Here is an 11262-nt window from a genome sequence, read left to right as displayed (position 1 = left end):
CAGAGGTGTAAGTGCAGTAATGTATTTAGCTGACTGATACTAATAGGTCGAGGGCTTGACCAATTAATACTTAATTGTTTTCACTATGCAATTTTGAGAGTACAAACTCTTTTAAAATGAAAGTAAATCGCTATGCGATTTGCATAAGCGACTGTACCAAATGGAAGATTTGGAACATCTGCTTAATCCAGTGATAATGGCTTAGAGGCAACACCCGTTCCCATTCCGAACACGAAGGTTAAGCTCTAAAGCGCCGATGGTACTGCAGGGGCAGCCCTGTGGAAGAGTAGGTCGTCGCTGGGTCTTTATTTTGGCCAGTTAGCTCAGTCGGTAGAGCAGAGGACTGAAAATCCTCGTGTCCCTGGTTCGATTCCTGGATTGGCCACCAAAAAAACCAAGCAATAGCTTGGTTTTTTTATTTTATAAGAAAATAATATTGTTGGTAGTTCATGAAATGTCTTTAATGACGTCGTCTACATGACCATCTACTTTAACCTTTCTGTAAATTTTAGTTATAATGCCTTTTTCATTAATTACAAAGGTACTTCTTTCAATACCAATTCTTTTTTTCCCATACATATTTTTTTCTTTTAAGACCTCATATAAATTACAAACAACTTCATCTTCATCTGATAAAAGCACATAAGGAATGTTGAGTTTTTTTATAAACTTATCATGAGATGATAAACTATCTCTGCTTATTCCTAATATTATTGCATTTAAATCATTGAAGGTAGAAATATTTTCAATAAAACATGAGGCTTCTTTGGTGCAGCCAGGAGTGTTGTCTTTAGGGTAAAAATATAATACAATTTTTTTCCCTATATAATCGCTTAATTTATGCTCTTTTCCGTCGGAACCTTCTAAAGAAAAATCAGGAGCTTGTACACCTTCTTTTAAAATCATATAAATCACCCACCTATAACTATTATTTAATTAATATTATAAAATAATAGTTATTATATATCAAGTCTTCTATAAAAACTTGATATATAATGGATTTAATCATTATGTGATAATTTAGAGCGTTTAGTATACTTTTTTCCATTTTCATGTGATCCATTTTTTTCGCCATTTTCTATTCCAATATTGCCACCATTTTTATAGAAAACACTTCTTAATTCTGGATTTGATTTAGGTTCTGTCTTATTTAAACTTTTGTTATTATCCATTACAAGTCCTCCACATTTAATATAATATCCTATAATAATTTACCCAAATTAAAAAAATATATGTAAAAAATTATAATTAAATGGATAATTAAATAGTGATTTTATTAGATTTATAAAAATATAGTGGTAATATATAATTATAGGGTATATTATATTCTAATAAATATTGAAGTTGGTGATTTTAATGAAAACTATAGCAGCATTTTTCGACATTGATGGAACGTTATATAGGGAGGGGCTTATAACAGAAGTTTTCAAGAAATTAATAAAGTATGAAATAATTGAACAGAAAAAGTGGTTTGATGAAGTAAAACCTAAATATCAAAAATGGGATAAAAGGGTTGGAAATTATGATGATTATTTATTGAAGATGGCAGATATATATGTAGATGCTATAAAAGGTCTTCATAAGTCACAGGTGGAATTTATAGCAAGGCAAGTGGTTTCACAAAAAGGAGATAGGGTATATACTTATACAAGAGATAGAATTAAATGGCATAAGGAGAGGGGGCATAAAGTAATAACCATATCAGGAAGCCCAATGGAACTTGTAAGGGAGATGTCTACGAAACATGGGTTTGACGATTATAGAGGTGCAGAATATCTTTTAGATAAAAAGGATATATACACTGGGGAAGTTGTTCCAATGTGGGATAGTGTTAGCAAAAGCAAGGCTATAAACGAATTAGTTAATATATATGATATAGATTTAAATGAGTCATATGCATATGGGGATACAGCAGGTGATTTATCTATGTTTAAATCCGTAAGATATCCTATATGTGTGAACCCAACTAGAGAACTTATAAATAAGGTTATTAATGATGAGGAAATAAAGAATAGAATTAAGATAGTGGTTGAGCGAAAAGATATGACATATAATTTAGATGTAAATTGCATAAAATTTTAAGAAGTCGATAAATAATAAGTACTATTAATTTAAAAAGTATTCTTTATCGAATATAATATAATTACAGTTTTTATTTAAACAGAAAAGGTGGGGAATTTGATGAAGGTTAAAATGTCGGATTTTCTTTTAGAAAGAAGATCAACAGTTAAGAAGCTAATAACAGAACTGTCTAAAGAATTTAAATATGTTTCTGTTTTAGGCTCTGATACACACGGAAAAAGATATTCTGTTCAAAGAAAAGGGGCTGCTATTAATGACTCAATGTGGAATGAAAGAGGATTTGTAGCAAAAGTTTATAATGGAATAGGGTATTCTGAATACTCATTTAATGAAATTGATGACAGTAAAGTGAAGGAAATAGCTGAGAACATAAAGAAAAGGGTAGATAAACAAATAAAAAATTTAGGATTGGATGTAAAAATCACAAAATATCCAATTATCAAAGAAGAAAAAATTCAATCGAGTTTTTTAGGTGAAGTTAAGATTTTACCTGAAGATTTTAGCGATAAGGATATAATAGAAAAACTAACTAAAGTTAAGAATAAAACTCTAAATGTTTCTGAGTTAATATTTGATGCCAGTGTTAGCATGCAAGAGGTACACGTATCAAAAATATTTATTTCAAATGATAAGGATTTATATCAATCATATGTTTGGAGTGAAGGTTATGTTTTTGCAATGGCTAGAAAGGATGATAATACTAAGGTAAATTATTCTGGATTTTCAGGACTTAAAGGGGCTGAAATGCTAGATGAAATGGACAGTAAAGTTGAGGAAACAGCTGAAATGGCAATAAAACTTTTGAGTGCAAAAGCAGTTACACCAGGAGAATATGAAGTTGTTTGTTCACCGGATGTGTCTGGAATAATTGCTCATGAAGCTTTTGGGCATGGAGTAGAAATGGACATGTTCGTAAAGAATAGAGCAAAAGCTCCACAGTATATTGATAAACCAGTTGCATCATCTCTTGTAAACATGCACGATGGAGCTACTTCAGCAAAAAACGTGTCGTCATATTTATTTGATGATGAAGGCGTAATAGGTAAAGATACAACAATAATAGAAAATGGTATATTAAAGAGAGGCATATCGGATACATTATCTGCTTTAAGGCTTGGAACGAAGCCAACAGGCAATGGAAAGAGAACTTCTTTTGAGCGCAAGGCTTACACAAGAATGACAAATACTTTCTTTACGGCTGGAAATGATACAGTTGAAGATATGATAAGTTCTATTAAGAAAGGGTATTTATTAGAATGCCCTTCCAGCGGTATGGAAGATCCTAAAAATTGGGGCATACAATGTATGATAAGTTATGGAAAAGAAATTATAGATGGGAAATTAACAGGAAATATAGTTTCACCAGTTGTTTTAACTGGATATGTTCCAGATCTTTTAAAGTCAATATCTATGGTTTCGGGAAATGTTGAAATAGAAGGCACTGGAGCTTGCGGAAAAGGATATAAGGAATGGGTTAAAGTGTCTAGTGGAGGACCTTATATCAAAGCGAAAGTGAGGATGGGATAATGATAAATAAAATAAAAAAAATATTAGAAAATAGTAAAGCTGATGAATATAAAATTGTAGAGACAAAAACCAATTCTGAGGAACTGTTTCTTGTAAAAAAAGATATAGATATGACTAGAAGCAAAGAGGTACATCATTTTAAGGTTACTGTATATAAAAATTTTGAAGAAGATGGTATTAAATACAAGGGAAGCTCTAGTTTTGATGTTCATCCTACTATGAATGAAGTAGAAATAAATAAAAGTATAGAGGATGGTATATTTGCAGCGGGTTTTGTTAAAAATGAATATTATGAAATATCAAAAGCTGAAGATATAAAAATTAATAATGTTAAGAGTAATTTTTCAGAAGGTGAACTTTCTGAATGGATGACAAAATTAATAGCAGCATTATATAAAAATGATAATGAAGTAAAGGGTGGAATAAATTCGGCAGAAATTTTTCTAAATAAAAACTACAAACGAATAATTGGTTCCAATGGAACAGATTTAAGTTATGAAAGTTATGATGGAATGATTGAATTTATTACAACATGGAAAGAAACTGAAGAAATTGAACTTTATAAAATGCTTACTTTTTCTAACTACGATGCTAAATTTATTTCAGATACTGTTAAAGAAATGATATTTTTAGCTAAAGAAAGAGCAAATGCTAAGGATACATTACCTTCAGGAAAATATAATGTCATATTAAGTGGGGAAGCAGTAAAAGAAGTATTAAGTTACTATGTGGATAAATCTAGAGCAGCTAATGTGTATAATAAAATATCAACACTCCAATTAGGAGATTTGATTCAAGGAAAAAATGTAAAAGGGGATCTTATTAATTTATCGCTAGATCCAGAACTCGAAAATTCTGTTTATTCAGCTCCAATAGATGATGATGGAGTACCACTACAGAAAGTTTCTATAATTGAAGATGGAGAATTGAAAAGTTATCATGGTGACTTAAGATATAGCTATTATTTAAAAACAAAAGCTACAGGAGATATTAAAAATTTTGTAATAGAGCCTGGAAGCAAAAGCTTAGAAGATATGAAAAAAGAGCCATATGTAGAACTTGCAACTTTTTCAGATTTTCAAATGGATTCAATAACTGGGGATTTTGGTGGAGAGATTAGACTAGGCTGGTATTTTGATGGTAAAACTACTACTAAAATAACAGGTGGATCGTTAAATGGAAATATAGCTAATATCCATGGTGATTTTTACCTATCAAAAGAATTACAAAGTGGAGATGGTTTTTCTGGACCAAAAGCAATAGAAATGTTTCAGTTAACTATAGCAGGAAAATAAAGTGAAAGTCTTACAAGTGTCAGTAAACAGATAAATAGAAGGTGGTCTAAAATTATTTTAGATCACCTGTTTATTTATAGTATGAATTAGTTGATGGGGTGAAGGTAAATGGACAATAAAAAAATAAATGAATTAAAAAAACAGTTTTCTATGATTGCAGATATAAATGGGCGAGAAGATTTTTTGAATTCCTCAATTTTAATCCCATTGGTTTTTATGGAAGGAGAGTATCATTTTATATTTCAAAAGAGAAATAAGAATATAAGACAGGGTGGAGAAGTATGTTTTCCAGGAGGAAGAATAGATAAGAGTGATAAGAATTCCTTAGAAACAGCATTAAGGGAAACGTATGAGGAATTTAATATAAGAAAAGAAAAAATACAAATTATAGGAAGATTAAACTCTGTATTTTCACCAGTAGGAGTAATGGTAGATGGTTACGCTGGTATTATGGACATAAGAAGCTTAGAGGATATAAAATTTAACATGTCAGAGGTGGAGTATATTTTTTCAGTACCTGTTTCTTTTTTTGAGAAAAACAGTCCAGCAAAACATTATGTCCAAATAAAAGCACATCCATCTGTAATTGATAAAAATGGTAATGAAATAAATTTACTTCCAGTTGATCAGTTTAATTTACCAAAGGTTTATTCAAAGCCATGGGGAAATTCAAAATATGCCATATATTTATACAAGTATAATAATGAAGTTATATGGGGACTCACAGCAAGATTTATTATTGACTTTATAAATAGATTAAAAAAATCTTAAGTTTTCAAGAAATTCACTTAAACTATTGCATACAACTACAGGTTTATCAAAGTGAGTTAATTCTTTAAGTGTATTTATAACTGTTGTATTTGGATTTACAATTATAAGTTTTTCTAATTTATTCACAGTAAAAGCTTCTAATAATAACTTTTTTATTCCGAAATCTGTAGAAGGCAATGAATATCCTATAATAACTAAGGTATTGCAGCTTGATAATATGTTTTTAGCCTTAATCCATAAATCAGATATGAATTCCTGACCATAATCTTTATATAATACAGGTGGAATTATCAAAGGTTCAATTAATCTACTACCGTTTTTATACTGTTCATCATCATCAGTATCACAATGAAGAATGACTTTAGTTTTGTCATTATCATATACGTATTTGAACCAATTTAATGAACCATGAAGTTTTAAAATGTTCCAACTATATAATGGTTTATTCATAAAGTTATCAAAACTAGAGCCATAACAAAGTGAAAAATCAAAAGAATTGTTACTTGAAGTTTTAATAGCATTTTCTAAATTACAATCATAATTTAAAGTTATTACATTTGATTGGTTTTTATAAATTAAGTTACTAAAGTTTAGCATTAACTTTGATGAAGAACTAAACGAAAGAAACTGAGAAAGGGTTTCTATAAACATAAATTTAAGCGTTGAGTTTATATCCAAAAGTTTAGAAACAGTTTCATAATCACCATAAGTTTTGCTCTCTAAAAGTTGAAGTTGAATTAATGTGAAGCAATCTTCTATGCTAAAATCCATATAGGATAACTCTCTTTTTGATTTCTTCCAATATTTAAAAATATATTCATATACGCATTTGGTTTTATCATTATCATAGTTATTATTTTTTAGAATTACATTGAAAAAGTTTGTTGAAAGAGGTGGCTTAATGCCGGAATCAGTATTTACACATTGGTTAAAGCCAGCACCCAGGATATACACTGTTTTATTTTTTGACATCTTAGCATCTCCAATAAAGTTAAGGTTTTATGTTCTTATGAAAATAGTTCCCAATTATAAAGAGGATTATGTATAGATAGGTTATTAACTTTTTCTATAAAATGAAGGAGACATACCATCGAATTTTTTAAATGCGTTATAAAAACTTGTCATATTATTAAAACCACAAATTATAGCTATGTCTGTTACACTTTTATCGCTGAATTTTAAATAATCAACTGCTTTTTCAATTCTTTTGCTTGTTATATAAGTTGATGGAGTTATTCCGTTATATTTTTTAAAAAATGTTGAGAAATATGAAACATTCATATGGGCTGTTTTAGCTAGATCTTTTAAGGTTATTTTGGAACCAAGATTAAAATCTATGTAGTCTAATACATTGTTAATACAAGTTATACCTTGTCTCATATCTTTTATATTGGAAGAATCCTCCCATAGATAATCATAATGTCTGCACATAAGAACTAAAATGTTTAAAAGTTTAACCTTAACCATTAATTCATAACCATGACTTTTATTTTTAAATTCTTCTTCAATTTCTATAAATAATTCACGCATTTTTATAGTTGTGGTCATATTATAATCCCAACGATTTTTAAATTCTCTATTTCTTTTAAAAAAAACGCTTAGATATCTAGAATCAAAAGAATCATCCGTTTGAGACCATATAAATCTTGGCTCAAAATGTATAACTTGGTTTATTATATTAGAATTTGAATTGACAATTAAGACATGACTTTCTGTATTACTAAAAATAAAAATGTCTCCTTTACTTACATCATAGGTTTTGTTATCTATTATATAAGTACCAGATCCATCTTTTATATATGACATTTCTAAATAATGATGGCTATGCATATTTCCTTTATATGATGAATTTAGGTGATAATTCATCATATTTAACAATAGTTTATTATTTGAATCAAGTATTTCATAATTAATGTCCATTTAATATCTCCTGAAGGGTTTTATAGACAGCAGATATAAAACCTCTATAACTTTCTTAAGATCTACCTCAAAACTCTCAGTATTAGAATTATTAATTACATGGATATTATCTAGTTCTGGAACAGAAAAATTCTGCTTTTTTATATATTCATCGAAGTGAGCTAATTTCCAAGTATCCCTATCTGAGTTTCTTTCTATCATTCTTTGTCGGCAAACCTCAATATCACAGTGAACCCAAATAGGAATAAGATCAGCATTAAACTCAATAAGTTTGGTTTCTAAGTTAGAGATATACTCTTTATTTCTAAGTTCTTTAGAAAAAGGAGCATTAACAATTACATTATCATTAAAAACTATACTTTCAAAGGCAATTCCCATTATAGCATCATATTCAGCATCCCTTACATATGTCTCAAAGAATTTGGAATCTCTATTATATGGTTCATTGCCAGCTTTAAATACCATTTTAGACAGAGGTATTATTGTGTCTTTATCTAAATATACTGGATTATTTAGTTCTTTTGCCAGCTCCATAGAAACAAATGTTTTACCACATGCTGGTGGAGAGCCTACAATAATCAAATGTTTTTTCATTTTATCGCCGTCCTTTGTGAACAAATTTAGTACATAAAAAGTATAGCATAGAATAAAAGAATATTTATGGTGATTTCTAAAAAAGGTTTATAAACATCCAAATAATATTGATGAAAAACACACTCATATTAATTATAATATCTATAAGGGAATAAAAAACAAGGGGGATAACTTATGTTTGGAAAAATTTTAGAAGTAAAGCAGGAAAAAAATAAGGTTATATTTTTATTTGAGCAGGGTACAGGAATAATAGAAATTATTAATCCTTGGGTGGTAAACGTTTTTTCACCGTTAAAGACCAATGAATATAAATCAAAAGCCATTGAAAGCCTAAAGGGTGAAGAGTGTAAAATAAATGTAGAGACTACAGGTACACATATTCAAATAACAACAGATAAATTAAAGATTAATGTATATGAAAACTTTATTGTTGATTTTTATGATGAAATTGGCAATATCTTATGTGAGGATTATAGAGGCGAAAGGAAACCATTTGTAAGAAGAGGCAATGGAGGTAAGTTGGAGGAAGAAGGACATAAGGTTTTAGAGAACATAAAGGAAAATAAGGTTCAAGTTATAAAAAAACTTATGGGAGATGAAAAATTTTATGGATTAGGTGATAAAACTGGCAACTTAAATAAAAGGGGATATGATTACGAGATGTGGAATACAGATGAACCAGCTCCACATGTTGAAAGTCATAAATCTTTATATAAAAGCATACCTTTCTTTATAACATTAAGGGACAAGTCTGTTTTTGGAATATTTTTCGATAATACTTATAAATCATATTTTGATATGGGTAAAGAAAATAATGAATATTACTATTTTGCTGCAGAAGATGGGAATCTTAATTATTACTTTATTTATGGAGATAAAATGGAACAAATTATAAGTAGATATACAGATTTAACAGGAAAAACGCCGCTTCCACAGATGTGGACACTAGGGTATCAACAATCAAGGTGGTCATATGACACAAAAGATAGGGTTATTGGGATTGCTGAAAACTTTAGAAAATATGATATACCAATAGATGTGATTCATCTGGATATAGATTACATGGATGGGTATAGGGTATTTACGTTTGATAATAATAAATTTCCAGGTTTTAAAAACATAATGGATGACTTGAAAGGTATGGGAATTAAAGTTGTTACGATTATAGATCCAGGGGTAAAAAAGGATAAGGGATATTTTGTGTACGACAAGGGTTTAAAAAATAATTATTATGTTAAAGATAAAGATGGAATTCCATATGTAAATGAAGTATGGCCTGGTGATTCTGTATACCCAGATTTTGCTGATAAAAATGTTAGGGATTGGTGGTCTGAAAATCAAAGAATAATGATAGAAGAAGGAGTCTCAGGAATATGGAATGACATGAATGAGCCAGCAAGTTTTAAAGGGCCGTTGCCAAATGATGTGGTATTTAATGATGAAGGTATAGAGTCAGATCATAGGGAATTTCATAATTTATATGGACATCTTATGTCTAAGGCAACCTTTAAAGGAATAAAAAAATATACTAGGAAGCGTCCATTTGTAATTACAAGAGCTTGTTATGCAGGGAGTCAAAAGTATACAACAGTTTGGACTGGGGATAATCAAAGTTTTTGGGAACATTTAAGACTTTCCATACCGATGTTGTTAAACTTGGGTATGAGTGGAATGGCTTTTTGTGGTTGTGATGTAGGTGGTTTTTCATTTGATTGTACATCGGAATTATTATCAAGGTGGGTTCAGGTAGGATGTTTTAGCCCTTTATTTAGAAATCATTCAGCAATACATTCAAGAGATCAGGAGCCATGGGCGTTCGATGAAGAAACATTAAACATTAATAGAAAATACATTAAATTAAGATATAAGTTATTGCCATACCTTTATGATTTAATGCATGAAAGTGAATGTAATGGATTGCCACCTATGAGAGCTCTAGTAATACATTATTCAAATGATAAAAATGTATATAATATAAATGATGAATTTTTATTTGGAAAAAATATCTTGGTTGCACCAGTTGTAGAACAGGGGAAAACATATAGAGCTTTATATCTACCACAAGGTAAGTGGTTTGATTATTGGACTAAAGAGAAAATCAATGGTCAACAGATTATAATAAAAAATGCACCAATTGATGTTTGTCCAATGTACGTAAAAGAAGGATCAATAATTCCGAATTATCCAGATCAAAGGTATGTTGGGGAGAAGGTAATCGACGAACTTACTTTAGATATATATGAAGGTAATGGGGATTATGAACATTATGAAGATGATGGTGAGAGTTACAATTATAAAAATGGAAAATACAACTTGTACAGGATAACACAAAGAGTAAAAGAGGATATAAGTATAAAGTTTGAAAAAATTCATATAGGTTATGATAGTAGTTATAAATATTTAAAGATTATATTTAATTCATCAAAAGTTAAATTGGTTACATTTAATAATGATAATGTTGATTTTGTAGAAAATGATAATAACATCGAATTCAAAATAAATGCTGTAGATGGAGAAATAAAAATAACATTGATTTAGAAGTAATATAGTAGCGGTAATAAGATATAGAAGTAATGAAAAGAAAATATTTAAATAAAGTGAAACCAACACTCATGGGGGATTTTGTTTTGCCCCACATGAGTGTTAGTGGAACTAAAGACCAGAGAACATCTTGCATAAGTGGCGTTAGTTCACTAATTTAGATTAGAATAGGGAATAGTATTATGTATACCTTACCTAGTGTATCAACAATCATAAACAACCGAATTCACGAAAAATATGGAGCATTTGTGGTATAATTTAAATAGATAGAGATTAAAGGACAAAAGAGTATATATATTTATGATATTATAAAACACGTCGCAAGTGACAAGCTGCAAATCAACATAAAAAAACATGTTGACAAAGAGTTTGAAACCGTGATATACTATATAAGCTGTCAGATGACAGCGCAGTGATCTTTGAAAATTAAACAGAGTATAAGAATTAAGTAAACCAGCAAATTCTTTTGATGTTAGAAATAACATTAGATAATAAATTAAGCGAAATGAGCTTAATCAAACTTTTAATTGAG

Annotated in this window: 10 protein-coding genes, 1 tRNA gene and 1 rRNA gene; 7 read left to right on the top strand and 5 right to left on the bottom strand. The window is 29.4% G+C overall.

Annotated features, from left to right (window positions below):
- Nucleotides 1–186: 186 nt before the first annotated feature.
- Together rrf and B8978_RS18915 are read left to right on the top strand one after the other, a co-directional pair.
- Nucleotides 187–303 (top strand): 5S ribosomal RNA (rrf, locus tag B8978_RS18920).
- Between the two features lie 9 nt (nt 304–312).
- Nucleotides 313–388 (top strand) — tRNA-Phe (locus B8978_RS18915).
- A gap of 59 nt (nt 389–447) precedes the next feature.
- On the opposite strand, the gene B8978_RS18910 is transcribed toward B8978_RS18915, so the two are convergent.
- Together B8978_RS18910 and B8978_RS19985 are read right to left on the bottom strand one after the other, a co-directional pair.
- Nucleotides 448–906 carry a peroxiredoxin gene (locus B8978_RS18910; RefSeq protein ID WP_084117841.1) on the bottom strand — a complete coding sequence of 153 codons (459 nt, stop codon included), beginning with the start codon at nt 904–906 and terminating at the stop codon, nt 448–450.
- A 95-nt stretch (nt 907–1001) separates the two neighbouring features.
- Entirely contained in the window at nt 1002–1172 is a 171-nt protein-coding gene (locus B8978_RS19985) for a hypothetical protein (protein WP_176212757.1), read from the bottom strand.
- Nucleotides 1173–1356: 184 nt separating this feature from the next.
- On the opposite strand from B8978_RS19985, the gene B8978_RS18905 reads away from it, so the two are divergent.
- The 4 genes from B8978_RS18905 (at nt 1357) to B8978_RS18890 (ending at nt 5675) form a co-directional block, all read left to right on the top strand.
- The gene (locus B8978_RS18905; RefSeq protein WP_084117840.1) at nt 1357–2082 is read left to right on the top strand and encodes an HAD-IB family hydrolase; all 726 of its coding nucleotides are present in this window, start codon (nt 1357–1359) and stop codon (nt 2080–2082) included.
- Between the two features lie 99 nt (nt 2083–2181).
- Nucleotides 2182–3609 carry a TldD/PmbA family protein gene (locus tag B8978_RS18900; RefSeq protein WP_084117839.1) on the top strand — a complete coding sequence of 476 codons (1428 nt, stop codon included), beginning with the start codon at nt 2182–2184 and terminating at the stop codon, nt 3607–3609.
- Nucleotides 3609–4904, top strand: a complete 1296-nt coding sequence (locus tag B8978_RS18895; protein WP_084117838.1) for a TldD/PmbA family protein — start codon at nt 3609–3611, stop codon at nt 4902–4904. The genes B8978_RS18900 and B8978_RS18895 overlap by 1 nt, the downstream gene beginning before the upstream one ends.
- A 108-nt stretch (nt 4905–5012) precedes the next feature.
- Nucleotides 5013–5675, top strand: a complete 663-nt coding sequence (locus tag B8978_RS18890; protein WP_084117837.1) for an NUDIX hydrolase — start codon at nt 5013–5015, stop codon at nt 5673–5675.
- Here the strand turns inward: B8978_RS18890 and B8978_RS18885 are convergent.
- The 3 genes from B8978_RS18885 to B8978_RS18875 all read right to left on the bottom strand — a co-directional run bounded on the left by B8978_RS18885 (nt 5661) and on the right by B8978_RS18875 (nt 8189).
- A complete protein-coding gene (locus B8978_RS18885; RefSeq protein ID WP_084117836.1) occupies nt 5661–6647 on the bottom strand; it encodes an SIR2 family protein in 987 nt (328 codons plus the stop codon). The two genes, B8978_RS18890 and B8978_RS18885, sit on opposite strands and share 15 nt — an antisense overlap.
- Nucleotides 6648–6731: 84 nt before the next feature.
- On the bottom strand, nt 6732–7595 hold the full coding sequence (locus B8978_RS18880; protein ID WP_084117835.1) for an AraC family transcriptional regulator: 864 nt from the start codon (nt 7593–7595) through the stop codon (nt 6732–6734).
- Entirely contained in the window at nt 7596–8189 is a 594-nt protein-coding gene (locus B8978_RS18875; RefSeq protein ID WP_084117834.1) for a P-loop nucleotide/nucleoside kinase family protein, read from the bottom strand. It abuts the gene before it with no gap.
- A gap of 174 nt (nt 8190–8363) precedes the next feature.
- Between B8978_RS18875 and B8978_RS18870 the strand changes: the two genes are divergently transcribed.
- Nucleotides 8364–10727 carry a glycoside hydrolase family 31 protein gene (locus B8978_RS18870; protein ID WP_084117833.1) on the top strand — a complete coding sequence of 788 codons (2364 nt, stop codon included), beginning with the start codon at nt 8364–8366 and terminating at the stop codon, nt 10725–10727.
- Nucleotides 10728–11262: the final 535 nt, after the last annotated feature.

The sequence above is a fragment of the Clostridium acidisoli DSM 12555 genome, from assembly GCF_900176305.1.
Taxonomy (GTDB): Bacteria; Bacillota; Clostridia; order Clostridiales; family Clostridiaceae; genus Clostridium_I; species Clostridium_I acidisoli.
Note: the sequence above shows the minus strand (reverse complement) of the source record. Positions and strands in the feature narration are given on the sequence as shown.

Excerpts from the sequence above, each read along its gene's own strand:
- B8978_RS18890 (WP_084117837.1), top strand. The coding sequence starts at position 5,013 with ATGGACAATAAAAAAATAAATGAATTAAAAAAACAGTTTTCTATGATT.
- B8978_RS18905 (WP_084117840.1), top strand. The coding sequence starts at position 1,357 with ATGAAAACTATAGCAGCATTTTTCGACATTGATGGAACGTTATATAGG.
- B8978_RS18910 (WP_084117841.1), bottom strand. The coding sequence starts at position 906 with ATGATTTTAAAAGAAGGTGTACAAGCTCCTGATTTTTCTTTAGAAGGT.
- B8978_RS18880 (WP_084117835.1), bottom strand. The coding sequence starts at position 7,595 with ATGGACATTAATTATGAAATACTTGATTCAAATAATAAACTATTGTTA.
- B8978_RS19985 (WP_176212757.1), bottom strand. The coding sequence starts at position 1,172 with ATGGATAATAACAAAAGTTTAAATAAGACAGAACCTAAATCAAATCCA.
- B8978_RS18870 (WP_084117833.1), top strand. The coding sequence starts at position 8,364 with ATGTTTGGAAAAATTTTAGAAGTAAAGCAGGAAAAAAATAAGGTTATA.
- B8978_RS18895 (WP_084117838.1), top strand. The coding sequence starts at position 3,609 with ATGATAAATAAAATAAAAAAAATATTAGAAAATAGTAAAGCTGATGAA.
- B8978_RS18875 (WP_084117834.1), bottom strand. The coding sequence starts at position 8,189 with ATGAAAAAACATTTGATTATTGTAGGCTCTCCACCAGCATGTGGTAAA.
- B8978_RS18885 (WP_084117836.1), bottom strand. The coding sequence starts at position 6,647 with ATGTCAAAAAATAAAACAGTGTATATCCTGGGTGCTGGCTTTAACCAA.
- B8978_RS18900 (WP_084117839.1), top strand. The coding sequence starts at position 2,182 with ATGAAGGTTAAAATGTCGGATTTTCTTTTAGAAAGAAGATCAACAGTT.